At 62.2% G+C, this 24548-nt stretch carries 16 protein-coding genes; 4 read left to right on the top strand and 12 right to left on the bottom strand.

Annotated elements, in window-relative coordinates; genetic code table 11:
- Positions 1-68: 68 nt before the first annotated feature.
- The 3 genes from J5286_RS31485 to J5286_RS05615 form a co-directional block, all read right to left on the bottom strand.
- Positions 69-11462 (bottom strand): VCBS domain-containing protein, encoded by an 11394-nt coding sequence (locus tag J5286_RS31485; RefSeq protein ID WP_209189538.1) that lies wholly within the window; start codon positions 11460-11462, stop codon positions 69-71.
- Between the two features lie 256 nt (positions 11463-11718).
- On the bottom strand, positions 11719-12498 hold the full coding sequence (locus tag J5286_RS05620; protein WP_209189537.1) for a VOC family protein: 780 nt from the start codon (positions 12496-12498) through the stop codon (positions 11719-11721).
- A 73-nt stretch (positions 12499-12571) separates the two neighbouring features.
- Positions 12572-13300: a DUF899 domain-containing protein gene (locus tag J5286_RS05615; protein ID WP_209189536.1), complete on the bottom strand. Its 729-nt coding sequence runs from the start codon at positions 13298-13300 to the stop codon at positions 12572-12574.
- Positions 13301-13384: 84 nt separating this feature from the next.
- Here J5286_RS05615 and J5286_RS05610 point away from each other — a divergent pair, with 84 nt between their 5' ends.
- Positions 13385-13831 (top strand): MarR family winged helix-turn-helix transcriptional regulator, encoded by a 447-nt coding sequence (locus tag J5286_RS05610; RefSeq protein WP_209189535.1) that lies wholly within the window; start codon positions 13385-13387, stop codon positions 13829-13831.
- 2 nt (positions 13832-13833) lie between these two features.
- Here the strand turns inward: J5286_RS05610 and J5286_RS05605 are convergent, their stop codons facing one another.
- The 4 genes from J5286_RS05605 to J5286_RS05590 form a co-directional block, all read right to left on the bottom strand.
- Positions 13834-14592: an RES family NAD+ phosphorylase gene (locus J5286_RS05605; RefSeq protein WP_209189534.1), complete on the bottom strand. Its 759-nt coding sequence runs from the start codon at positions 14590-14592 to the stop codon at positions 13834-13836.
- Positions 14552-14935, bottom strand: a complete 384-nt coding sequence (locus J5286_RS05600) for an MbcA/ParS/Xre antitoxin family protein (RefSeq protein ID WP_047507755.1) — start codon at positions 14933-14935, stop codon at positions 14552-14554. The genes J5286_RS05605 and J5286_RS05600 overlap by 41 nt, the downstream gene beginning before the upstream one ends.
- 136 nt (positions 14936-15071) lie before the next feature.
- The gene (locus tag J5286_RS05595; protein ID WP_111564410.1) at positions 15072-16403 is read right to left on the bottom strand and encodes an MFS transporter; all 1332 of its coding nucleotides are present in this window, start codon (positions 16401-16403) and stop codon (positions 15072-15074) included.
- Positions 16404-16801: 398 nt separating this feature from the next.
- Positions 16802-17224, bottom strand: a complete 423-nt coding sequence (locus tag J5286_RS05590) for an organic hydroperoxide resistance protein (RefSeq protein WP_018898985.1) — start codon at positions 17222-17224, stop codon at positions 16802-16804.
- Between the two features lie 120 nt (positions 17225-17344).
- On the opposite strand from J5286_RS05590, the gene J5286_RS05585 reads away from it, so the two are divergent.
- Both J5286_RS05585 and J5286_RS05580 read left to right on the top strand, forming a co-directional pair.
- Entirely contained in the window at positions 17345-17827 is a 483-nt protein-coding gene (locus tag J5286_RS05585) for a MarR family winged helix-turn-helix transcriptional regulator (protein ID WP_280638443.1), read from the top strand.
- Between the two features lie 114 nt (positions 17828-17941).
- The gene (locus J5286_RS05580; protein ID WP_245205368.1) at positions 17942-18652 is read left to right on the top strand and encodes a gamma-glutamylcyclotransferase; all 711 of its coding nucleotides are present in this window, start codon (positions 17942-17944) and stop codon (positions 18650-18652) included.
- Positions 18653-18681: 29 nt separating this feature from the next.
- Here the strand turns inward: J5286_RS05580 and J5286_RS05575 are convergent, their stop codons facing one another.
- On the bottom strand, positions 18682-19560 hold the full coding sequence (locus J5286_RS05575) for a LysR family transcriptional regulator (RefSeq protein ID WP_209189533.1): 879 nt from the start codon (positions 19558-19560) through the stop codon (positions 18682-18684).
- A 96-nt stretch (positions 19561-19656) separates the two neighbouring features.
- Between J5286_RS05575 and J5286_RS31590 the strand changes: the two genes are divergently transcribed.
- Positions 19657-19884: a DUF1127 domain-containing protein gene (locus J5286_RS31590; RefSeq protein WP_209189532.1), complete on the top strand. Its 228-nt coding sequence runs from the start codon at positions 19657-19659 to the stop codon at positions 19882-19884.
- 84 nt (positions 19885-19968) lie between these two features.
- On the opposite strand, the gene J5286_RS05565 is transcribed toward J5286_RS31590, so the two are convergent.
- The 4 genes from J5286_RS05565 to J5286_RS05550 all read right to left on the bottom strand — a co-directional run bounded on the left by J5286_RS05565 (position 19969) and on the right by J5286_RS05550 (position 24517).
- Positions 19969-20694: a L,D-transpeptidase family protein gene (locus tag J5286_RS05565; protein WP_111564405.1), complete on the bottom strand. Its 726-nt coding sequence runs from the start codon at positions 20692-20694 to the stop codon at positions 19969-19971.
- 169 nt (positions 20695-20863) lie between these two features.
- Positions 20864-21700 (bottom strand): L,D-transpeptidase, encoded by an 837-nt coding sequence (locus tag J5286_RS05560; protein WP_209189531.1) that lies wholly within the window; start codon positions 21698-21700, stop codon positions 20864-20866.
- Positions 21701-21800: 100 nt separating this feature from the next.
- Positions 21801-22733 carry an alpha/beta hydrolase family protein gene (locus tag J5286_RS05555; protein WP_209189530.1) on the bottom strand — a complete coding sequence of 311 codons (933 nt, stop codon included), beginning with the start codon at positions 22731-22733 and terminating at the stop codon, positions 21801-21803.
- Positions 22734-22891: 158 nt separating this feature from the next.
- The gene (locus J5286_RS05550) at positions 22892-24517 is read right to left on the bottom strand and encodes a cisplatin damage response ATP-dependent DNA ligase (protein ID WP_209189529.1); all 1626 of its coding nucleotides are present in this window, start codon (positions 24515-24517) and stop codon (positions 22892-22894) included.
- Positions 24518-24548 lie beyond the last annotated feature (31 nt).

Genomic DNA, 24548 nt, shown 5'->3' with positions numbered 1-24548 from the left:
CGAAAAAGGCGCTCGCGCGCCTTTTCCCTTGTCATGTCAGGCGGAGCATTCCGCCTGTCCGTCAGCCCTTAGCCGACATGCGGCGCGGTGGTGGTGTCGTGCTTGTCGTCGAACAGGATCTTGACCGCTTCCGTGGTGTTCTGGAGAACCGCCACGTCGTGCCAGCCGCCATTGGCGTTGACGCTGACCACCGTGTCGGCACCCTGGACCGTCGTCTTGACGCTCGAGAGCGCCTCGGCTTCGGTGGCCTGGTGGCCGAGCAGGCTGTCGAGGAGCTTCGACACGTCGAGCGTGTCGCCCTCGCCGGCCTTGTAGTCGGTGATCACGTCGGCGATCTTCACATCCGAAAGCGCATCGGCATCGAGCACGAAGGTATCGGCGCCTGCGCCACCCGTCAGCGTATACATGCCGCCGGCGCCCGAGAGCGTGTCGTTGCCGTCGCTGCCGATCAGCGAGTAGGCATGATTGTCGTCCGCGCTGCCGAGCGTGGCATCGAAGGCGACCTCGACGAAGTGACCGGTGGAGCCATCCGTCAGCGTGTAGCTGCCATCAGCCAGGATCGCCTGACCGTTGATGGCGCTGTCGGACGCATGCGCATCGAGCGACAGGCTGGCGATCTGGTGATCCGCCAGGCTCGAAAGCTCGCCGGCATCGCTGATGCCATTGTGGTTCAGATCCTGCCAGATGGTGAGCTTCGAGAAGGCCTCATCATTGGCATCGATCTTGCCATCATGGTTGCTGTCGAGCGTCGCCAGCGCCTGTAGACCATCGACATAATTGCCGCCGGCAAAGTGCGGCGAGAAGATCTCGCTGCCATTGTCGATCTTGCCGTTGCCATCCACATCATAGGCCAGGATGCCATCGGAGCCCGCCGTCCAGGCGATCTTGTCCTGGTGACCATCGGCATTGATGTCGAAGGAGACGCCGTTGTCGAGGGTGCTCAGGGCAATGCCGTTGTGGTCGAGGTCGAGGATGATGGGGTCGCCATTGGGCTTTGTGATCGATACCTGAAGCTCGTAGACGTTGTTGGAGCTTGAGAACCTGTCGAATGCGGCATCCTGAGAGTATTCGGAAACGCGAATATAGTACGTTCCGGCATTGAGGACTTGAACAATTGCCGCATCACGGGTGCTTGTCGATCCAGTATCTCCTCCAGCATCGTCGATTTGAGCAACAACACTCGGACCGCCCTGCGGGTTGGCTTTGTAAAGCGTCAAACTGTTGTCGAAGTTCGAGTGATCGACATCGAGGACAACCTTGGTGCCATTCTCCGTGACGACGAATTTGTAATAATCATACTGTCCCTTTGATGTTGTAGCACTCAAGGTGATCGACGGGCTCGTCGAAGCATTCTGAATATCCGGGTCGTTCGACTTAACGTAGACATAAGCGCTGCCGGTGATATCCAAGGACGAGCCTGCAGAATTCCCAGCATTAGTGCCAACGTTGTAGGTATTGGCGGTGGCGGCCAGCTCTTGAACGTCGGTAACAGTAATCACGATGGCCTTGCTTGTCGTGTTCACACCATCGCTGACTAGGACGTTGATGTCATAGACATTATTTGTACCAACATCCTTCGGAGCCTCGTAGTCTGGCGAAACCTTGAAGGTGACTGCGCCGGTGCTGGAGATGTTGAACAAATCCTTATCGGCACCCGAAAGGCTGTAGGTCAGTGGCTTACCTTCTGGATCTGCGGCAACCGTCTGGTAGACAATGTTGGAGATCGGAGTGTTCTCCGCTTCGCTGCCAGTTGAAGCCGACGTAATCTTCGGCGCTTCGTTCACATCCGTGACCGAGATCGATACGGCCTGCGTCGTTACCAAGGTTCCGTCACTGACGTTTACCGAAACGCTGTAGATGTTGTCGTGGTCGGCATCCGCTGCAGCCTCGTAATCAGGCGAGGTCTTGAACGTGACGGCACCGGTGCTGGAAATGTTAAATAGATCCTTGTCGTCACCACTCAGACTGTATGTCAGCGGCTTGCCTTCAGGATCGACCGCAGCCGTCTGGTAGACGACCTGGCTTACGAGGGAATTTTCCGCAATGCTGCCGGTCGCTCCAGAAGCAATCCGTGGTGCTTCGTTCACATCGGTTACGGAAATCGAGACGGCTTGCGTGGTCACCAGCGTTCCGTCACCGACATTGACGACAACCTTGTAGACGTTGTCGTGGTTGGCATCTCTTGCGCTTTCGTAGTCGGGCGAAGCCTTGAACGTTACAGCGCCGGTGCTGGAAATGTTGAACAAATCCTTGTCGTCACCGGTCAGGCTATAGATCAGCGCCTTGCCTTCGGGATCCGTCGCAGCCGTCTGGTAGACGACTTGGCTCACGAGGGAATTTTCCGCAATGCTGGCAGTTGCTCCCGATGTGATCTTCGGTGCCTCGTTGACGTCGGTTACCGAGATCAAGACGGGCTGTGCAGTCACGAGTGTTCCATCACTGACGTTCACGACAATTTTGTAGACATTGTCATGATTGGCATCAGCTGCGGCCTCGTAATCAGGCGAGGACTTGAACGTGACCGCACCGGTGCTCGAAATGTTGAACAAGTCCTTGTCGTCACCGCTCAAGCTATAGCTCAGCGTCTTGCCTTCAGGATCGGCCGCAACCGTCTGGTAAACGACCTTGCTGGAAGCAGAATTCTCCGCAATGCTGCCAGTCGTTCCGGACGCGATCGTCGGCTTCTCATTCACATCGCCGACCTGGATTGTGAACATCTGCGACGTCGTCAGATTGCCGCTGTCTTTCGACGTCACTGTCAGAGTGACCGAATGCTCGGTTTCGTAATCCAGCGATACGTTGCTCTTCAGCCTCAGTTCGCCGCCGACCACTTCGAAGCGATCGTCGGAGACGGTGTAGGTGTGGGTGTCGCCGACATCCTTGTCCGTGGTCGTCAGATTGCCGATCAACGCTCCCAGTTGGTTCTCGTTGACCGCGTTGTTCAACAGTACGACCGCCGTCGGCGCATCATTCGTGCCGTTGATGGTGATCTTGACTTCCTGCGTCGTGCCATCGGCCGAAGATACCGTGAAGGTGTCGACCAGCGTCTTGCCGGCGCCGAGCGCCTGGATCGCCGGGTTCGAATTGTCGGCCGCGTAGGTCCAGTGGCCGTTCGATGCCAAGGTGAATATACCGAGGCTGCTGGTCGCGGTCTGGGCGACGAAGCTCGACTGGTCGTGATCGACGTCGGAGACCGTAAGGTCGCCCTGCGTCATCAGCTTGCCGGCATTGGCGTCGCGGATGACGACGTTGTCGATGCCGAAGTCTTCGTTGCTGAAGTGCTCGTTGAGATTGTTCCCGAAACCGAGCTTCAGCGTGTTGCCGACGCCCTCGGCGATCAGCGTGATGTGATAGACGCGGTCGAGATAAAGGTTGCTGCCACCTAGCTGCGTATCGGTGCCGCTCGAAGTGACGACGTAGGTGCCGGTGATGCCGCCTACGGTGAAGGTGCCCGTGGCATTCGTCGAGCCGTCGGCGCCGGACTTGGGCGTGAAGGTGAATGCCTGGCCGTCGTTCAGATAGACCTGGAGATGCTCTCCCTGGTCCCAGCTGTCGATCTTGAGGAAGTCGAACTCGATCTTCGTTACCGCCGGCGCGGTTCCAAGATTGATCGTCTTGGCGACCGACTGGCCACCGTCGTAGAGCGCGGTCTCCTGTTCGGACAGATGCTGGGTCAGGCTGCCGCTGGACTGAATCCAGCCGTTGCTACCCCAGTCGCTGGCAAAGCCCGCTGGGCGACCCTCGAAATTCTCGCTGAAGAGCGGCGCCGCGCTCGTGGCGCCAACGTCCTCCGTCACCGATCCCGTCGTCGCGCCGCCGATCACGGCCGCATCGTTGGATCCCTTCACCGAGACGTCGAGCTTTGCCTGAGATGTCAGGCCATGTGCATCCTTCATCGTGTAGGTGAAGGTGTCGAGGCCGCTTTCGTTGCCACGCAGGCTCTGTGTTGCCGTGGCGTCGTTGTTCAGCGCGTAGGTGTAGCTGCCGTCGGAGTGGATGGTCAGCGAGCCGTAGGTGCCGTTGATGACGGTCGGCTGGTCCGATGTCACCGCGCTGCCGGAAACCTGGGTGACGACCCTGGTGTCGTAGGCGTTGGCGTCGGTGTCGTTGGTCAGCACGTTGCCGTCCGCCGTGGGAACGCCAGCGGTGGCGTTGCCGATGCCGCCGGCTTCCGTCACCAAGGCCGTGTCGTTGACGGCATGCGGCGCCGTGTTCAGCAGATCGCCGGCCAGGACGGTGCCGTCGTGGCTGTCGGAAACATCGGCTGCGAAAGTGAAGCGCTCGATGTTCTTGGCGGTGACGACGACATTGCCGCCCAGCGAGAACGAGTAGGTCCCGTCCGATGCCTTTTCGATGACGTAGTCGGCCCAGTGGCCGGCGAGCTTCACCGTGTCGGTGTCGCTTTCGATCGGCTTGACGGCGTCGCTGTCGCTGATCTCGACCTTGGTACCTGCAAGCTTGGTGAGGTCGATGATGTCATCGCCCGAGCCGCTGTTGATGACGATCGTTGCCGGCGCGATGCCGGTGCCGGTGAGGTCGCCAACCGTGATATTGTGGTTGCCGTTACCGGTATCGATGACGATGCGCTCGATCTCGTCGACGCGGATGGTTGCGGCATCCGTGCCTGTGTAGCTGATCGTGATGTCGTCGGCATCAGTGGGATAGGCATTGATGTTTCCGGCATCGGCCTTGCTGATCTTGCCGATGGTGAAGTCCCGGTTCTCGCCGTCGCCGGTAATTTCGAGAATGTCGTAGTTCGGGGCGGTGGTGCCGGTTTCCCCGCCGCCGTTGATGCGGTCGTTACCATCGCCCACGGTGTAGAGGAAGCGGTCGTTGCCTTCGCCGCCGATCAGCGCGTCGTCGCCCTTGCCGCCGATGATGATGTCGTCGCCCTTGCCGCCGTCGATGCGGTCGTTGCCGGCGCCACCGTAAAGCGTGTCATTGCCTTCGCCGCCGCGCAGGATGTCGTTGCCGGCACCGCCGTAGAGGGTGTCGTTGCCGCCGCCGCCTTCGATGACGTCGTCGCCGTCGAGACCGGAGATCACGTCGTCGCCATCGCCGCCGTAGAGCGTATCGTTTCCGGCGCCGCCGCCGATATAGTCGTTGCCCGCGCCGCCATCGATGGTGATGCCGCCGTCGGCCAGGTCGCTCTTGTAGTTCGCCGCCACCATGATGACGTCGTTGCCGGAGGTGCCGACGATTTCCTCGACGTGGGAAATGTAGCTTGGCGCGCTGTAGGTGTCGTAGACGTAGCCGCTCGCGCTGCCCTTATCGAGGACGATCTTGTCGTAGCCAGTGCCGCCATCCACGGTGTCGGAGGTGCCGGCCAGGCCGTTGATGTCAACCTGGATCTTTGTACCGTCGCCGAGTTCGAAGGCGCGCGTGCCGGAGCCGATGACGTCGGTGACGAGCTTGAAGGTATCGTCGCCCGCATCGCCGAAGAGCTGGTCGGCGCCGGTGCCGCCGGTGATGGTGTCGTCGCCTTCGCCGCCGTGGATGATGTCGTTGGCGGTTCCGCCGTAGATGGTGTCGTTGCCGACGCCGCCGTCAAAGGCCACGCCTGCGTAAACGCCCGCCAGCTTGTCGCCGGCATTGGGGAGATAGACGGTGTCGTTGCCGTCAAGCGCGTTGGTGAAGTTGCCGTCCTCGAACCAGTTGGCGTCCTTGGTCGGGTCGTTGCTAAGGCCGTTCGGGCCGCGCAGGTCGACCACATCGTCAACAGCGGTAAAGACGTGATCGACGACGCTGCCGATGGCGATCGTGCCAGTGACCGTGCCGGCGCTGTAGGCGCTGGTGCCGCCGGTTGCACCATTTTTGGTGAGATCGACGACCGAGCCTGCGGTGTCGTTGGTGGTGCCATCCCAGGCGTGGAAGGTGATCGTCGGCTTGTCGATCTGCGTCTGCGGGTTGGTCGACTGCTCGGTCTGCACGTTCATGTCGGGAACGAAGCGGACGAGCGACGTCAGGCCCAGCACCAGCGAGGCGCTGGCGCTGGCAGACAGCGTCGTCCAGCTGGTGCCGCCGTTGATGCTGTATTCCCAATGGCCGCCCTTATCGGACTGGCCGCTGACAGCGATGCCCTGCACCTGGCCGTCGACATCACTGGCGTGGCCGGCGATGAGGTCGGAGACGAGTGTGCCCTTGTTGTCGGCCGGCAGGATGTCTTCGGAGATCGGCGTCAGCGTGGCGTTGCCGTTTACGACAGGCGCGTCATTGGTGCCAGTCACGACGATAGTGACAGTGGTGGTGTCGGCGCCGCCGTGGCCGTCGGAGAGCGTGACCTGGTAGGTCAGTGTCAGCTTTTCGCCCTTGGCGAGGTAATCGAAGGTCTTGTCCGGCGCTTCGAAGGCCCACTTGATCACGCCGACCGCAGAGCCTGGAGCCTCGACCACGGATACTTTCAGGAAGTCGCTGTAGGCGGCATCCGTGGTGGTGCCGACTGCGCCCGATGCGGCGATTTTCGAGACGACCGCGGAGTGGCTGTCGCTGAGGTCGGCATCGGCGAAGGCTATCAGGCCCGAGGCCTTGTCGCTGACGTCGTTACCGGTCAGACCGGCGCGCTCGGTGATGGTGGCCTTGTCGCCGCCGGCGATGACCGGCTGGTCATTGGTGCCGGTGATCGTGATCTCGACGGTCTGCGGCGTGGTGCCGCCATGCTTGTCGTCGACGGTAACGGTGTAGCGCAGCGTCAGCTTCTCGCCGTCGGCGAGATAATCGAAGATGGCGTCAGTTGCCTTGAAGGTGGCGTTGACCGCGCCCTGCGTCGATCCGGCCTGCTTCGTCACGCTGTTGATGTCGAGCGCATGCTCCAAGAGGTAGCGGCTGACGAGGTTGAGGCCGGCCGTGTTGCCGGAGGCGGCAAAGCCCGTCACCTTTGCAGTGTGGCCGGTGTCGCTCAGATCGGCGTCGGTGAAGGTCATCGTCACCGATGCCATGTCGTTGGCGAAGGACAGTGTCCTACCGGCCGTTTCCGACAAGCCGAGTGAGACTGCCTGAACGATCGGCGCGTCGTTGCTGCCGGTGACGACGATGGAGACCACCTGCGTGCCCTTGCCGCCGTCATGGTCGTCGACTTCGACGGTGTAGCGCAGCGTTACGCTTTCGCCATTGGCGAGATAATCGAAGGTCTTGTCGGTGGCCTTGAAGGTCCAGGCGATCGAGCCTTCGGACGAACCGACGTTCTTCGTCACAGCGCTGGTGGAGATCAGCGAGAGGAGTGCGTTCTTGTCCAAGGACAGTCCGGACTGGGTGCCCTCAACAGCAACGTCGGTGAACTTGGCAGTGTGGCCCTTGTCGTTGAGATCGACGTCGGTGAATTTGAGGAGGCCGGAGGCCGAGTGCTCGGCCAGGGAGCCGGTCGTGGCGGGGTTCTCACCGAACTCCACCGGGGCGCCAGCCGTGATGACGGGTGAATCGTTGCGGCCGATGACGACGATCGTCACCTTTGCCGTATCGGTGCCGCCATGGCCATCGGACAGCGACACTGTGTAGGTGAGTGTCAGCTTCTCGTCCTTGGCGAGATAGTCGAACGTGCTGTCAGGGGCGCTGAAGTTCCACTTGATGGCGCCGAGCGCCGAGCCTTCGGCCTTGCTCGCCGCGACCGTCAGGAACTTGCTGTAGTCGGTGGTGCCGGCACCGGTAACGCCGGTTGCTTTGACGCCGTCGACCAATGCGGTGTGGCCGGTATCGTTGAGATCGACATCGGTGAAGAGAATGGTGCCGGAGGCCGTGTCTGCCTTGGTCGATCCGGTGACGCCGGAAAGCTCGCGGATGGTGTCGCCGTCGTTATAGGCGATAACAGGCGCGTCGTTGCTGCCTGTGATGACAACGGTGACGTCCTGGGTGACCTTGCCGCCATCGTGGTCATTGACCTGGATCTGATAGGTGAGCGTCAGCTTTTCGCCATCGGCGAGATAATCGAAGATCGCGTCGGTCGCCTTGAAGGTTACCTTGACCTGGCCATCGGTCTCGCCGGCCTTCTTGCTGATGCTGTCGATGTCGAGCGCATTGGCCAGCGCAAGGCGGGTCAACGCGTTGAGGCCGTCCGTTTCGCCGGAGGCCTTGAAGCCGACGATCTTGGCCGTGTGGCCGGTGTCGCTCAGGTCGGCATCCGTAAAATTGACGGTGAAATGCGCGACGTCGTTCTGGAACGACAGGGTCTTGCCCGGCTTTTCGTTGAGATCGACCGTGACCGCTTCGACGATCGGCAGATCATTGGCGCCGGTGACGGTGACGGTGACCAGCTGCGTGGTCTTGCCGCCGTCGCCGTCGTCGAGCTCGACCGTGTAGGTCAGCTTCAGCTCTTCGTTCTTGGAGAGATAGTCGAAGGTGCTGTCGGGGGCACTGAAGCTCCACTTGATCTCGCCCGTCGCCGAGCCCGCGTCCTTCATCACGGAATCGATATGCAGGAAGCTGCTGTAGTCTGCGCTGTTGGTGGTGCCGGATGCAACGACGCCCTTGACGATGGCGCTGTGGCCGGTGTCGGTAAGGTCGGCGTCGGTGAAGGCGAGAACGCCACCTGCGGTGTGCGCGTCCTTGGTGCCCGTCTGGTCGGCGTTCTCCCCAAACTTCGCGCCGGCATCGGTGGTGGTGATGACAGGCGTGTCATTGGTGCCGGTGACCGTCACCGTGACGGTCTGCGTCGCGGTACCGCCATGGCCGTCGTCAAGCGTCAGCGTGTACTTCAGCGTCACGGTTTCGTTGGCGCTCAGATAATCGAATGCCTTGTCCTGCGCGGAGAAGGTCCACTTGACCTCGCCATCGCTCTTGCCGGCCTCCTTGGTGACCGCATCGATATGCAGGAGCGACGCCAGGTTCGACGGCAGGCCGTTGACAGTGCCCGAGGTTTCGACGCCGACGCTCACCGAATGACCGGTGTCGTTCAGGTCGACATCGGTGAATGCGAATGTGCCGCTCTGGCCATGGGCGGTCGTCGAGCCGGTGATGTCCGCCGTTTCGCCGAAGGTGATGGTTGCGGCCTTGGTATCGAAGACCGGGGCGTCGTTGGCGCCGACGACGGTGATCTGGTAGACGCCGGTCTTGCTGTCGCCATCACCATCGGTGACGGTGAAGGGAATGGTGACCACGGCGATTTCGCCCCTTCCGAGGGATTCGAAATAGCCGGTCTTGACGACGATGTTTCCGGCTTTGTAGCCAAATGCCTCTTCCGGAAGCGCCAGCGTGATGCCCGAAGCCGAGGCCACAGTGGCCGCGCCGAGCACAAGGCTTCCCGCGCCATCGGCGCCGAAGGTGAACTGGTGGCCTGCCGCGAGTTCGAACGAGAAGGCCTTGTCGTCTTCGCCAACCGTTGCGGTGAAGGCCGGAACGGCGGTGCTTTCCGTCAGGCTGACATTGGCAAGATAGGTGCCGGTGTAATCGGCCGCGCCGACTTCCTTAAAGGTCACTGTGCCCTGACCATGTTCGTCGGCATAGAGATTTCCGATGACGACCTTGGTCATTGCGTTGGTCGGGTCGAAGAGGCCGACGCGCACGCCATTCCAGTAGACCTCGAGCTTGGCGGTGCCGCCGACGGGCGTGCCGATCTCGAAGGTCAGCGTCAGGGCTTCACCAAGCTTCAGGCCCGTGAGGTCCTGCGAGATGGTGGTGTTGCCCGGCGACGAGCCCATGTCGATCATCGGGGCTTCGTCGGAGGCGACCATGCCCATGTAGCCGCTGCTGACGCGCTCGACCTGCAGCGAGCTGGCATTTGTGCCGTCGACCTTCCAGCCGATGCCCTCATGGGCGGAGCCGGCATAACCACCGGCGTCCCAGCCTTCCGCATGCCATACCGCGCTCTTGAAATCGCCGTTGGCAAGCAAGTTGACGGCCTTTGCATCGCCGTCGATCTCCGGCACGTCGTCATTGACCGTCACCGTGAAGTTGACCGGCAACGTGTCGCCGTCGGCATCCTTGGCCGTGACGGCGAAGTTGAGGCCGATCTGCTCGTCCTGGCTCGTCGCGACGGACAGAAGCTGAATGCCGCCTTCGGAGCCCTCACCGCCTTCAGAGCCTGTCGTCTGCGGGTGATCGATGCTCTGCAGGAGTTCGAACGTGTAGGCGCCGTTGGCGGCGGCCGGATTGAGGGTCACGATGAAGACGGGAACAGTCTTGAGGCCCGTCAGCTCGCCTTCGCTCACCGCAACGACGATGTAGCCCGTCAACGTGTGGCCATCGGCGGAGATTTCGTAATGGATCTGCTCGCCATGCGAGGTCAGGCCCGTCGGCGCGGTCTGCTTGTCGAAGGTGACGTCGCGGTTGCTACCCTTGTCGGCGCCCCAGTCGATGCCGAGGGAGGCCGTGGTCACGGGATGGCTCTCGCCGCCGGTGATGCCGCTTTCGTTGACCGCGCTATCCGGGCTCTTCGCCGTGGGATCGATGCTCGGCGCATCATCGCGGATGTCGACGGAACCGATGCCGGTGACTTGGTCGTTGTTCTTGTCGGTGACGGTGTAGCTGAACTGCAGGCGCAGCACGTCATCGGCGCCGCTTTCGCCCCTGTCGGGATGATCGAGCGGGCCAAACTGGGTGAAGGTGTAGGCGCCGGTCTCGATGTTGGTAACCGTCAGCGTGAACACAGGCTGGCCATCGACCGAGCCGGTGATCGTCAGGCCGTTGATGGTGACCACGACCGGCTGGCCGTTGGAGGTCAGATCGACATGCGTGCCGTTCTGGGTGCCTTCATCCATGTTGAGGGAATCGGAGAGACCGACAGCGGTGATGACGCCAAAGTCCTTACCGGGGATGAAGCCGAACTGGCCGTTGACGACCTGGGTCGAGAAGGCGCCGTTGGCATCGCTGACTTCCGTTACCAGCGAAATGCTGCTTGCCGTGATGAGGGGAACGCCATTCTGCTCGTCCGGCGTGCGGCTGGGCGTCAAGTCAGCCTGCTGCGTATCGGCCAGCAGCGACGCCAGCTGCGTCGGGTCGCCGGCGTTGCCCTGGATCGAGTCCTGGAAATTGGCGCCGGAGCTCGAAGGCGAGGAGCTGGCGGAGTAGGAGCCGTCGGGGCCGGCGGCGACGTTGATGTTGCTCTGTTCGAGAGCGGCGATCACGGCCTGCTGGGGCAGCTCGACTTCGCCGAGCAGGAAGGTCGGAACGTGGAGCGCGCCGTTGACAATGACGATCTCGGTGCCGTCTGCCTGGACGAGGACGAGGTCGTTGCCGCGGACGTGGATATCGTCGATCGCGGTGCCGGCCGGCAGGTGGGCGATGTTGTTCTGATCCGGGACAACCTGGCCAGCGGGTGCTGCGGCGGCTGCGTCCTGGGCTGCCGGCAAGCGACCGGTCGTTTCAGTCGACTGGGCGCCCTGCTGATCGCTTGGCTGAGTGGTTCCGGCCTGTGCGACCTCGAGACCACCTAGGGCGGAAGTCTGCAGGCGGGCGTCCTGATGAATATCGGAGATCAAGTCATGCGATGCGTTTTCATTTTCAACGGCAGAGATGCGAGAATCTTCGATAGACATACAAAATACCCCAATGAGAAACTGAGGCCAAATAATTCCGCCGAAGATACAAAAGCAATACTGCCCTATAGGCGCCGATATAGCGGGTTATGCATCCACCCAGAAATGTTTAAGAACGGTTAACCGCAAAACCGCTTAGTCGGTAAAATTCTAATAAAAATAGAACGATAGAGGCTAATTCGCCACAGCAGAACGGCCCCGTTTCCGGGGCCGATTCGAGAGCGTTTCAGCTGTTTGCGAGCGGGCCTGCAAGGCCTCAGCGGGCTGGCGCCACGAGGCAGAAGAAGGCGCCCTGCGGGTCGATCGCCTGTATCACCCAGCTGCCGCCGGGTACTTCCATCGGGCCGTTGACGACCTGGCCGCCGCCGGCCTTGACCCGCTCGATGGCGGAATCGATGGCGGGAACGTTGAAGTAATAGGCCCAGGCCGGCATCGGCACATTCTCCGGCTTGGTCATCATGCCGCCGACAGGTGTGCCGTGTTCGGCGAAGATGCGGTAGACGCCCATCGGGCCCATGTCGAAATCATGGTCCTTGGTCCAGCCGAAGAGCTTTTCGTAGAAGGTGAAGGCCTCACCGCCGTCGCCGGCATAGAGTTCGCTCCAGCCGAGCGTGCCCGGCGCGCCCATTGCCGCTTCCGGCGGCGGGCTGTCCATCGGCGCCGGGGTCATGATGCAGATCACGGCGCCATGCGGGTCCGCGACCACGGCGAAGCGGCCGATTTCGGGGATATCTTCCGGCGGGCGGCGGACGGAGCCGCCATTGGCGGCGAAATCCCGGGCGCTCCGGTCGACATCGTCAACCGCGACATAGCCGGTCCAGTTCGGCGGGATGCCGGTGCCTTCGAGCTCGGCGGGAAAGACCATCATGCCGGCGCGGCCGACGCCATCGGCCTCGAAGATGGTATAGGGCGGCATGCCTGGGACGGTCATTTCGCTGGTCGTCCAGCCGACGACCTTTGTGTAGAAATCCTTGGCGCCCTTGGTATCGGGCGTCATCAATTCGCACCAGATGAACTTGCCGTGGGTCTCCGACATCGTGATCTCCCTTTCACGTTCTTCGTTGCGTCGATATGGGCGTGATGATCTCAGGCGCCCATAATCTCAGGCCTCAGTGGCAGCAGGATGACGTCTTGGGCGCCTCGGCATACTCGTCGTGGCGCTTGACGAAGTTCATCGTCGAATCCTCGTTGCGACCCTTTGGCGCCCGGTCGAGGATCATCAGCGTGCCGATCAGCTCTTCCGGGCCGCGGGCATAGCTGGAGTAGGTGTGGAAAATCTCGCCCTTCTCGTTTTTGTAGAAGGCGCTCAATCCCGGCAGTTCGTCATTGGCATCTTCGGGCGGGATCGAAGTAAAGTTGTAGAATACTTTATCCTTGCCGAGATCTTCGGGGCTGAACGACACGTGATAGTCGAAGTTGAAGTCGCTCGATGCCGAGGATACCCAGGGGAACTTCCAGTCCATCCTGGTCTTGTAGGCCTCGATCTTGGCGACGGGCGCGCGTGAAACGGCGACCCAGGTGACATCGTGGTTGTTCAGATGCGGCAGCGCGCCATCGACATGGTCGGAGAGGAATGAGCAACCGGGACAACCGGCCTCCCAATCGGGACCGAGCATGAAATGGTAGATGATCAGCTGGCTGCGGCCATCGAAGAGCTCGCTGAGCGATCTCTTGCCATCGGGCGTGTCGAAGGCATAGTCCTTCTCGACCTTGACCCAGGGAAGCGCCATGCGCTCGGCATTGACCTTGTCCCTCAGATGCGTTGCTTCCTTCTCCTTGAGAAGCAGCGCGCGGCGGGCTTCGAGCCATTCTTCGCGGGAAACGACTTGGTTCTGCATCGTGTGCGCCCTCCTCCGGCGCGACCGAAACGGTCCATTCTCCTTTTCCTTGACTATATATATTGATATCAATAGAAAATAGACATGTCAAACTCTACCGAGATTCCCTTCGCAACAACGCTGCTGGTGCGCGACACGTGTCTCTGCCTGCACGCGCAGCGGGCCGCCAGAGCCCTGGCGCGGCTGTTCGACGATGCGCTGAGGCCGGCCGGGCTGACCAACGGGCAATTCTCGCTGATGATGTCGCTGAACCGACCGGAGCCACCGCCGATGGGGCCGGTCGCCAAGCTGCTCGCCATGGACCAGACGACGCTGACGGCGGCGCTGAAGCCGCTGCAACGGCGCGGCTGGGTCGAGGTCTTTCCGAACCCGAGGGACAAGCGTGGACGGCTGTTGCGGTTGACGCCCGAGGGTATGCGCGTGCTGACCGCCGCCCTGCCGATCTGGGAAAGCACGCATGCGGCGCTGGAAAAGGCGTTGCCCGAGGGCAATGCCGAGCGGCTGCGGCAGGATCTGCAGGCGCTGGCCTAGGCTTAGAGCTTTTTGGCTATGCGTGGGTCATCGCCGAAATCGGTGCGGGTAAACCCAATTCTTGCCTTCGGAAATTCGCAAAGCGCCTGGACGCCGGTTGCGGAAAGGCGCAGGCGCCATGTCTGACGCTCGACGGGGTCGCGCGCGGCGAAGGCCGAGGCGGTGAGCAGCGCGATGTTGCGGCGATGGCCGGGATCGCGGACCGAGGCGTAGAGGATCGCCTGGCAATCGGCCTCGCGTGCGGCATCGGCCAGCGCCTGGCAGGGCTCGTAGCGCTGGGGATCGGTCCAGACCGCATGGTCGCGGTCGAGCGGCGGCGTGGTGAGGTCGATGGCGCGCGGCGTCTCGATGGCTGCTGCAAATGCGGTGTATTCGGCGGCATTGGCGGGGAGCGGCGTATCGGGGGAATCTGCGAAGAACAGCAGCCGGTAGAAGGCCATCTCCGATATCGCGGTTTCGACCGCTTCCGAGGCGTAGTAGACGCCGAGCGTGCGCCCTGCCCGGCGAAAGCGCGAGCCGTGGGGATAGATGGCGCCGTAGCGGAAGGGTGTTGCCAGCAGATAGTCGAGGCCTTTGCATTCCGGCGGCAGGACGGGCTTGCTTTCTTCCAGCAGCGTTTCGAGCAGGGCCTGCTCTTCCAGCGTATCGACGATCTTCAAGGTCGAGATCTGATGCTGCGCCTCCACCAATCGCCAGAAACGGCCGGAGACGGGTCGCGCTTCAGACGATAGCGCGGCGGGCGTCCAGGTAGGCGAGGACATCGGTCAATCCTGATATGCTGACGATCTTTTCGAGCGGCGTGGCGCCGAGCGCGGTGTTGGCGTTGCGCAGCCATGAGCGCGCGACCGCCTCATCACCGCCGACGATGGCATCAAGCGAGCGGAACAGGCGGACCAGCAGAATGGCGAGCTCGAAGGATTTCGAGCCGCGCTCAAGCAGGTAGTCCTGCCTTTTCATGCGCGATACGGTGGCTTCCGACAGGCCAAGCACTGATGACAGCGTGCGGGCACTGATGCCGAGGCGCTCGGCGGCGGCAACGGCGGCCTTGGTGATGACGACGGCCTCCGACGGCTGGGTACCTGATAGCGGATGGGCGATGGCCATGGCGATTTCCTTTCCTTGGAAACAATATAGCGATTTTATTTCTAATGGAAAGATGATTGGCGGGAATTCCGCCCGAAAAGAAAACAACCCGGCCTGCGAGTGCGGACCGGGTTGCCAATCGTGGTAACGGCTAGGCTTACTTCGCCGACGGGTCCTTGATGGTCTTGCCGATCGAGAAGGCCAGAAGGGCCGAGATCAGCATCAGGGCGCCGACGATGAACATCGGCATCTCGTAGAGACCCGTGGCATCCTTGACAGCACCGGTGATGTAGGGTGCCGCGAAGCCCGCAATGTTGCCCACGGTGTTGATGAGCGCGATGCCTGCGGCAGCCGCTGCACCCGTGAGGAAGCGCGAGGGGAAGGACCAGAAGTTCGGGAGCGCCGAGAAGATCGCGCAAGCGGTGAGCGTGATGGCGATGACGGTTGCCTCAGGGGACGACATCAGCAGAGCGAGCGGGATGCTGATCGCGCCGACCAGAGCCGGAATACCGACGTGCCAGGCGCGGACGCCGCGCTTGGATGCATCGCGGCTCCAGAAGAATAGCGCGACGGCGGCCGGCAGATACGGGATCGCCGTGATCAGGCCCTTGTCGAAGACGTTGAACTTGGTGCCGAACTTGGTCTCGAAGCCTGCGATGATCGTAGGCAGGAAGAAGGCCAGTGCGTAAAGGCCGTAGATCAGGCCGAAGTAGATGACCGACAGGAGCCAGACGCGCTTGTCCTTGAGAGCCTGCAGGGTCATCGAGCCGTGGCCGGAGAGCTTGCCTGCTTCTTCCTTGGCGAGTTCGCGGTTCAGCCAGTCACGCTCTTCCGAGGTCAGCCACTTGGCGGCGGTCGGGGTGTCGGGCAGGTAGAACCAGGTGATGATGCCGACGACGATCGCAGGAACGGCGACGCCGAAGAACATGATGCGCCAGCCTTCGTAGCCGAACAGGCCGTGCGCCTGGATGAGCAGCGAGGCGATCGGCGCACCGATGACTGTCGTCAGCGGCTGGGCCAGATAGAAGAGCGCCAGGATCTTGGCGCGGTGGCGGCCGGGAACCCAGGTGCTGAGATAGAGAATGGCGCCAGGGAAGAAGCCGGCCTCGGCAACGCCGAGCAGGAAGCGCAGCGAATAAAGGCCGGTAACGCTGCTGACCCAGGTGAAGAGCATCGCAACGACGCCCCAGGTCACCATGATGCGGGCGAGCCAGCGGCGGGCTCCGTATTTGTGGAGCGCCAGGTTGCTGGGGATTTCCAGAACGATATAGCCAACGAAGAAGATGCCGGCGGCAAAGCCGAACTGGGCCGCGGTCATGCCGAGGTCCTGCGTCATCCCGTTCGGGCCGGCAAAGGAGATTGCCGTACGGTCGAGGAAGTTGATGAAGAACATCAATGCGATGAAGGGAACCAGGCGAATGGAGATCTTGCGGATCGCCGATTTTTCGACCTGCTGTTCCTGGTCTGATAGTTTAAACGTCGCGTTCACATAGTCCTCCCGACAAGACCGCTGCGGCCCATCGAGCCTACGAGTGCGACTTGCGCTATGCAGCCCCGTTGTGTCGGGAATGCTGGATGTTGATCTCTAGCCCTACCGCGAAAGTCGGTCTCCTATGTCCGATACTTGTGCAACTGATCGCGCCCGTTTACCGAATGCGCCTTGCTGCACGAGCCCCAACGGACATGCCTCCTCCCCTAGCGAGCAACATATTTCTGTCAAATTAGCCACCACTCGTCAACTGGTATGATGAGATAGTGAGCACTCTTTAACAGAATATTAGAACATGTTCAAAATCCGGGTGCGCTGAATCGCGCCCGTAAACAGCAAAAAAGCGCCGCACTCCGAAGAGCACGACGCTTTGGCAGTCGGTATCAGGTGCGGCCTTATCAGGCGACGGTCACCGGCACTTCCGTGGAGGTGCGCATGGCGTGACTGTAGGGGCATACGATGTGGGCGGCGGCGGCCAGCTTTTCAGCGGTCGGCTTGTCGAGGCCCGGAATGTTGACCGTCAGCGCCACTTCGATGCCGAAGCCGCCGCCATCTTCACGCGGGCCGATGCCGACGGTGGCCGATACGGTCGTGTCTTCTGGAATCTTGACCTTCTGCTGGCCCGCGACAAATTTCAGAGCACCGAGGAAGCAGGCCGAGTAGCCGGCCGCGAAGAGCTGTTCCGGGTTGGTGCCGGTGGCGCCGTCGCCGCCAAGTTCCTTCGGAACCGTCAGCGTGACATCGAGAACGCCGTTTTCGGAAACGGCGCGGCCAGCGCGGCCACCGGTGGCGGAAGCTTTGGTTGTGTAGAGGATCGGCATGTGAGTCTCCTTTGTTGGGGTTGGATTTTGTATATCGCGCAATTAAATTGTACGCAAGTGAATTTTGCAAATTGCATTCGAAATCCGAAAAGACGACAATACGGGTATCGGGGAAAGACGATGACCAAAGCCCATACGACGAAGACGGCGACCAAGACGATGAAAATTCCGGAAGAGGAAAAGCGGCTGGAGCGGCAGCTCTGTTTCGCGGTCTATTCGACGGCGCATGCCTTTACGCGCGCCTACAAGCCGATCCTCGACAAGGTGGGCCTCACCTATCCGCAGTATCTCGTCATGCTCGTTTTGTGGGAGAAGTCGGCGCTGCCGGTGAAGACGATCGGCGAGCAGCTCGATCTTGATTCGGGCACGCTGTCTCCGCTGTTGAAGCGCCTTGAGCAGAGCGGGCTGATCGTGCGCACCCGCGACCCCAAGGACGAGCGGCAGGTGATCGTGACGCTGACGGCTGAGGGCGACGCGATGCGCTCGCAGGTGGATGACATCATGGGAGAGATCGGCCAGGCGATCGGCTGCACGCTCGAAGAGATGGCCGACATTCGCGAGAAGCTGCAGGGCCTGCGCGGCAACCTGACCGAGATGCGGTAGCCGCCCCATTCCATCGCTCAGTCGACAAGCGGGTTGACTCCGAGGGATAGTTTGCGAATTTTAAGGCCGCGACGCCTGTTCGCGCAGTTCAGTCGGGAGGAATTGCGAGATGTCATGCCCAAACCACGCACCATGTGCCTCACACCCGATCTTGTCCAACTCTGCTATCGCGAAGAGGTCGATCCCGGCCCGGATCCGCGTCGCACGACGCTGACGGACGACGATTTCGCCTCGCTCACCGCGCGGCTGACGGAAGAGAGTGGCGACGAACCGCTCTGGGTCTTCGCCTACGGCTCGCTGATCTGGAAACCGGAATTCGAGTTCGTCGACCAGAGCCGCGCGACGGCTCTCGGCTGGCACCGCTCGTTCTGTCTGGAGATCAAGAGCTGGCGCGGTTCGCCCGAGCAGGCCGGGCTGATGATGGCGCTCGATCGCGGCGGACAATGCGATGGCATGATGTACCGGCTACCCAAGGGAGACCGCGCGGCGCAGATTTCCCGGCTGCTGCGCCGCGAGATCAGCGACCGCGAGCACATCGACACCATCCGCTGGCTGCCGGTGAAGACGCCCGAGGGCCGGGCCCGGGCGCTGGGTTTCTGGATCGGGCCGACAGGCAACCGCATCTATCGCAAGCAGCCCCTGCCCCTGGTGGCCGCCACGCTGGCGCGCGCCTGCGGTTATGTCGGCTCCTGCGCCGAGTATCTCTACAACACCGTCACGCATCTGGAGAATTTCGGCATCCACGACCGAAACCTCTGGCGCCTGCAGGAGCTCGTCGCCGCCGAGATCCGCCAGATCCATGGGATCGCGGAGCCGACGGCATAGAGGCTTGCCGTAACCCGTCGATGGTAGCTTTACGACCCGGCCTCGCGCAGTGATTTCATCATTTCCCGCAGGCCCCGGCTCAGATGCTTGTCGCGGCGCACGACCATTCCGAGCTTGCGCACCAGCGGCGGATTGACGGGTGCTGTTTCGAGGAAGCCGGCGCGGTCGCGCTTCAGCGCCAGTCCGGGCAGGACCGACCAGCCGAGGCCGGCCGCCACCAGCTCCTTGATGGCCTCGACGCTGCCGAACTCCATGACAGGACGGGCGACCAGACCGGCCTGCCCCATCCATTCATCGATGGTCCGCCTCGTGTTGCCGCCGTCATAGAGCAGCAGCGGCTTGGCGTTGACGAAGGCCGCGTCCGGGCCGCCATCCGGGATGGCCGAGCCGCGCGGCGCGACCACCATCAGTTCGTCATCATAGAAGGCCTCGACCTCGAAAGAGCGGCCGGGCGCCGGCAGCGTGACGACCGCGACGTCGAGCGCATTGGTCTCGAGATCGCGCAGGATATCGTCGGTGTTGCCGATGCGGACGGTGATTTCGAGCCCGGGCATTTTCTTCCTAGCGCGCGAGATTGCCAGCGGCAGCAGATGGATGGAAGCCGTGGCGCCGCTGCCGATGCGCACACGGCCGCTCTCGCCATTCCTGTGCGGCGTCATCGCCTCCTCGGCATCGGCCAGTTCCCGCATGATCCGCCGCGCATGGTCGAGAAACTCAAGACCGGCCGCCGTCGGCTGCGCGCGGCGCCCGACGCGCTCGATCAGGCGCACGCCGAGGCGTTGTTCCAGGAGCTTGATCTGCAGGCTGACCGCCGGCTGGGTCACACCCGCCTTGTCGGCGGCGGCGGTGAAGCTTCCGAGTTCGGCGATGTGAATGAAGGTCTGCAGCTGGTCGAAGCCGAACGCCATGCGAAGTTTCTCTTATGGTTTGCATAAGATGCATAAGCTTCATTGCAGGATATATCCAGCGCATTGTCGGGAGAGGCCAATACGGAGACAGAAGAGATGGCGACCGACACATCGGACGAAAGAGCAAGCCAACCGCGCGTGGCGGGATTGTTGGCGACGCTTGCGGAGGCGGCGCGAAACCTCATGGAAAGCATCGAGACACGCTGCCGGAAGCGACGCGGCAGGGCGGCGCTCAGCGAACTCAGCGATGACGAACTCAAGGATATCGGCGTGTCACGCTCGGACGCGATGACGGAGGCGGCGAGATCGGCATTCTGGGGATAAGGAGTGCTTGGCGCGCACAGCCAAGGAGCCTTGGGGCCGGCGCGAAAAGTCTCTCCCCTGATCGGGGAGAGACGAAGACATAGCTTACTGCTTGACGACGATCGGCGCCTTGGTCGGCACGCGGTCGTAGAGGTCGATGATGTCCTGGTTCAGCAGGCGCACGCAGCCCGACGATACGGCTTTGCCGATCGAGCGCCAGTCCGGATTGCCGTGCAGGCGGTAGAGCGTGTCCTGGCCGCCGGAGAAGATGTAGAGCGCGCGGGCGCCGAGCGGGTTCTTCAGACCCGGCTCCATGCCGCCGTTCTCGATCGAGTATTTCACGAGTTCCGGCTGACGGGCGACCATCTCATTCGGTGGCTTCCAGCGCGGCCACTTCTGACGCCACTGGATGACGCCATCGCCCTGCCAGGCGAAGCCTTCGCGACCGATACCCACGCCGTAGCGCATCGCGGTCCCGCCCGGCTGGACGAGATAGAGGAAGCGCGAGGGGGTATCGACGACGATGGTGCCGGGGCGCTCGCCGGTCGGATCGATGACCTGCTGGCGATAGTAGCGCGGATCGATCTGCTGGTAGGGAACCGGCGGGATGAGGAAGCCGCCATCCTCGACCGGGCCGTACATGACAGCGAGCTCGGCATCGGTGGGCGCCGGCGTCGTCTGGAAGGCACGGATCGGATTCGGGAATGCCATTGGCTGGCCGTACGACGGGCTCGTGCCCGAGGTGGAGGCACACCCTGCCAGCGCCGATGCCGCGGTTACCGCTGAAAGCGATAGAAAGTTGCGGCGGGATATGGATTTGTCAAAGCTCATAACGAGGGTCAATTTTCCTTAAGCGCGGAAACGGCGAACGTCGTTTCCTGGAGGGTTGTTCAACGCTAGTCACAATTCAAGGAATCTATCCCGTTATGCTAAATAAACCAGAACCTCACGAAGACGTGTGCCCGCTTGCGGCGACGTTCTCACGCCGCCTGTTGCGCGGCTACATCACCACGATCTCGGACTTGGCCGAAACGCGGTCGTAGAGATCGATGACGTCCTGGTTCATCATGCGCACGCAGCCCGACGAGGTGGACTTGCCGATCGACTCCCAATCGGGCGTTCCGTGGATTCGGTAGAGCGTATCCTCGCCATTCTTGAAGATATACATGGCGCGCGCGCCGAGCGGATTTCCAAGACCGGGGTTCATGCCGCCGTTTGCCGCCGAAAACGAGCGGACATCGGGCTGGCGCTTGACCATTTCATCGGGCGGCGTCCAGCGCGGCCATTTCTGCTTCCACTGGATGACGCCACGGCCAGACCAGGCATAGCCTTCGCGGCCGAGACCGACACCATAGCGCATGGCCTTGCCACCCGGCTCGATGAAATAGAGGTGCTTGGTCTTGGTGTTGACGACGATGGTGCCTGGCTTTTCAGTCGAGGGGTAATCGACCTCCTGGCGCATATATACAGGATCGACGCGGCTGACGGGAATGGCAGGCAGCGTAAAGTCGTTGTCCCTGACCTCGCCATACATCGCGGCGCTGACGGGATTGATCAACGGCATGCCGTAGGTGCGCATCTGGGTGGCACCGGGGATGCCGTAGGTCTGGTTGTAGATCGTCGCCGGGACGCCGGGGCGCTGCGGAATCGGCGCATTGACCGGGCGGACGCGATCGGGATCGATGCCCGGCGGCTTGTAGAAGACAGGATAGGTTTCCTGCACGAAACGGGCCGGATCGGTGGCGCCGGTATCGGGCACGAGAATGTTGCAGCCGCCAAGCGACAGGGCCGCCAACACAAGCCCCGACATGGCCGACAACCGGCTTAGACCCTTCATGAAACCACCCTCATCGATAACAGCGACATTTATAGCTGCCGCGAGGATGGCATGCGCGGCTGGCGCGAAGCTTTCGGCCAGCGCTAACACACTGATGCGATCAGGCCGCCACGCCGTGGAAGAAGCGGATGCTCTGCTCGATTTCCTCGGGCAAGGCGGAGGTGTGGCCGCCCTTGGCCGTATCCGTCTCGATGCGAACGCCGCCGGAGCGCGCGCGGCTGGCAAGCAGGCCGGCGCGGTCGTTGAAATGCGATTCGTCCGTGCCGTGGACGACGCGCACCGGGCACTTGAAGCTCTGGGCGTAGCACAGCGCCGTGCGCACCTCGAACTCGTGGGCGTTGTCGTCGTCGAAGCGGATATCCTGCGGATAGCGATTGAAGAAGCGGAAGGCGTCGGGATTGCCGGAGATCGGGGCTGCGGCGCGGAACTTGTGGGTTGACATCGAGGCGAGCATGGTGAGCGTGCCGCCGATGCTGTGGCCGGCGATGAAAAGCCGGTTCGCATCGACACCCGGCAGATGCGCCAGGCGGTCTGCGGCGGAGAGCACGTCGTCCACCTCGTCATAGAAGCCTGAGAAATTGCCCGCCTGGCCGTTTTCGCCGCGCACCGACGGCATCAGCACCACGAAGCCGGCGTCGATATAGGGGCCCATCAGGTTCCAGTGGCCGACGCCCATGGCATTGCCGCCATGCAGGAAGAGAATGCCGGGCTTGGCCTTGCGCTCGCGCTTATACTTCGAAACCCAGGCAACCAGCTCCAGTTCGCCGCCATAGCCGGAGCGATAGAAAATCTTCTCGGCGTTGGCGGGTGCATCGAGCGGCTCGTACTTGTCGGGCGCCGGGCCCTTTTCGAGCAGCCGCGTGCGGAAGCGCTTGCGCACCTTGGCGTAATCGCGGGTGATCAGGCGCGGCTCGGGCGGAACGTCGAAGGCATTGGCGACACCTGGAAGAGCCGGAAGAACAAGGGCGCCGGCGAGCCCGCCAAGAAGCAGGCGGCGCTGGCGCGAAAAGGAATGGTCGTTGTCTGATGTCATCTCACTCTTCCGTCTTCCCCGGCATGATAGATGCTTGCACCCTCGGCGCATCAACGCCAAGACACATTGTGTTGAGGATGCACAGTCGGATGTATTTTGCATCAGGAAAATGCGGGATGAGGAGAGATCATCGAGAAAACGGTGACTTGAGGGCTATCCTACCCCGCCTTCGCGTCAATCATCGCCACCAGCGTCGTCAGCCGGTCGGCCTCGTAGGACGGCTTGTCCTGGCGCAGGCGCGAGATGCGGGGGAAGCGCATGGCGACGCCTGACTTGTGGCGGTTGGAACGGTTGATGCCTTCGAAGGCGACTTCCACCACGAAGCCGAAATCCCTGTCGGCGCGCACGGCCCGCACCGGGCCGAAGCGTTCGGTGGTGTTGTTGCGCACGAACTTGTCGAGGATCTCAAGCTCGGCGTCGGTGAAGCCGAAATAGGCCTTGCCGACGGGCACAAGCTGCTCGCCATCGGGCGTTTCGGCCCAGACGCCGAAGGTGAAATCGGAATAATAGCTTGAGCGCTTTCCATGGCCGCGCTGGGCATACATCAGCACGGCGTCGACATTATAGGGGTTGCGCTTCCACTTGAACCACGGCCCCTTCAGCCGTCCGGCCTGATAGACGCTGTCGCGGCGCTTGATCATCACGCCTTCGATGACGGGATCGGGCGGGGTCGAGCGCAGGTCGTCGAGTTCCTCCCAGGAGGAGAAATCTACCAGCGCGGAGAGATCGAAGCGTTCGTGCGGCGCTTGCTCGACGATTTCGCTCAAGCGCGCGCGGCGTTCCAGATAGGTCCTGGCGCGCACGTCCTCCTCGCCGTCGAACAACAGGTCGTAAGCCCTTATGAAGGCGGGGTAATCGTCCTGCATCTTCTGCGTCACGGTCTTGCGGTTGAGGCGCTGCTGCAGGTCGGAGAAGGTGCGGGTCGGGCTGTTGGAGCGGGCGGTGCCGCCGACCAGAAGCTCGCCGTCGATGACGCCGTCGAAGCTGATGGAATCCACGATATCGGGAAAGGCGGCGGAGATGTCGTCGCCGGAGCGGGAGTAGATCTTTCTCGTATCGCCGGCGCGCGACAGCTGCACGCGGATGCCGTCCCATTTCCATTCGGCTGCGTAGTCGGCCGGGTCGAGCTGCGTGAGATCGCCCTCTTCCACCGGGTTCGCCAGCATCACCGAATGGAAGATCGCCGGCGTCGCCAGCACCGGCTTGCCGCCCTTGCCCTCCAGCCAGGCAAACAGGCTCTCATAGGGCGGCTGCAGGCCGTGCCACAATGTTTCGATCTCGGTCACATCGGGTTCACCGAGATCGGCCAGCGCCTGCTTGGCAAGCCTCGCGGAGACGCCGATGCGCAGCGCGCCGGTCGCGAGCTTGATGAAGGCGAAGCGGCCGGAGGCGTCGAGGCGGTCGAGCAGGTCGCGGACATAGCCGCGCACCTCCGTGCGGCCGAGCGAGTTCATCTCAGCCACCACCTCGCCCAGCCTCGGTTGCGCCAGCGCCGAGCGCTCTATGTCGCGCTCATTGTCCCAGACAAGCGAGATGGTTTCGGCGAGATCGCCGACATAGTCGTAGGAGTAACGGAAAAGGACGTCGTCGATGCGCTCCAGCGCCAGTTCGCGCAGCATGGCGGGCTTGACGTTGCGGACATCGAGGGTGCCGGCGATGGCCGCGAGGCCGTAGCCGCGGTCGGGGTCGGGCGTGTCGCGGAAGTAGTCCGTCAGCAGCTTGAGCTTGCCGTTGCGGGATGGTGTCAGGACCAGGCGGTCCAGGAGGTCGGCGAAGGCTTTCATGGGTGGCCTCCGCTTGTTTTCTCGGAGGCGT

Origin of the sequence: Rhizobium sp. 16-488-2b (genome assembly GCF_017741815.1) — a bacterium.
Taxonomy (GTDB): domain Bacteria; phylum Pseudomonadota; class Alphaproteobacteria; order Rhizobiales; family Rhizobiaceae; genus Rhizobium.
The sequence above is the reverse complement of the archived record's forward strand: the minus strand, read 5'-3'. Positions and strand labels throughout refer to the sequence as shown.

Excerpts from the sequence above, each read along its gene's own strand:
- J5286_RS05610 (WP_209189535.1), top strand. The coding sequence starts at position 13,385 with ATGTCAAACTCTACCGAGATTCCCTTCGCAACAACGCTGCTGGTGCGC.
- J5286_RS05550 (WP_209189529.1), bottom strand. The coding sequence starts at position 24,517 with ATGAAAGCCTTCGCCGACCTCCTGGACCGCCTGGTCCTGACACCATCC.
- J5286_RS05575 (WP_209189533.1), bottom strand. The coding sequence starts at position 19,560 with ATGGCGTTCGGCTTCGACCAGCTGCAGACCTTCATTCACATCGCCGAA.
- J5286_RS31590 (WP_209189532.1), top strand. The coding sequence starts at position 19,657 with ATGGCGACCGACACATCGGACGAAAGAGCAAGCCAACCGCGCGTGGCG.
- J5286_RS05580 (WP_245205368.1), top strand. The coding sequence starts at position 17,942 with ATGCCCAAACCACGCACCATGTGCCTCACACCCGATCTTGTCCAACTC.
- J5286_RS05565 (WP_111564405.1), bottom strand. The coding sequence starts at position 20,694 with ATGAGCTTTGACAAATCCATATCCCGCCGCAACTTTCTATCGCTTTCA.
- J5286_RS05600 (WP_047507755.1), bottom strand. The coding sequence starts at position 14,935 with ATGGCCATCGCCCATCCGCTATCAGGTACCCAGCCGTCGGAGGCCGTC.
- J5286_RS05560 (WP_209189531.1), bottom strand. The coding sequence starts at position 21,700 with ATGAAGGGTCTAAGCCGGTTGTCGGCCATGTCGGGGCTTGTGTTGGCG.
- J5286_RS05590 (WP_018898985.1), bottom strand. The coding sequence starts at position 17,224 with ATGCCGATCCTCTACACAACCAAAGCTTCCGCCACCGGTGGCCGCGCT.
- J5286_RS05605 (WP_209189534.1), bottom strand. The coding sequence starts at position 14,592 with ATGTCCTCGCCTACCTGGACGCCCGCCGCGCTATCGTCTGAAGCGCGA.
- J5286_RS05585 (WP_280638443.1), top strand. The coding sequence starts at position 17,345 with ATGACCAAAGCCCATACGACGAAGACGGCGACCAAGACGATGAAAATT.
- J5286_RS31485 (WP_209189538.1), bottom strand. The coding sequence starts at position 11,462 with ATGTCTATCGAAGATTCTCGCATCTCTGCCGTTGAAAATGAAAACGCA.
- J5286_RS05620 (WP_209189537.1), bottom strand. The coding sequence starts at position 12,498 with ATGTCGGAGACCCACGGCAAGTTCATCTGGTGCGAATTGATGACGCCC.
- J5286_RS05615 (WP_209189536.1), bottom strand. The coding sequence starts at position 13,300 with ATGCAGAACCAAGTCGTTTCCCGCGAAGAATGGCTCGAAGCCCGCCGC.
- J5286_RS05555 (WP_209189530.1), bottom strand. The coding sequence starts at position 22,733 with ATGACATCAGACAACGACCATTCCTTTTCGCGCCAGCGCCGCCTGCTT.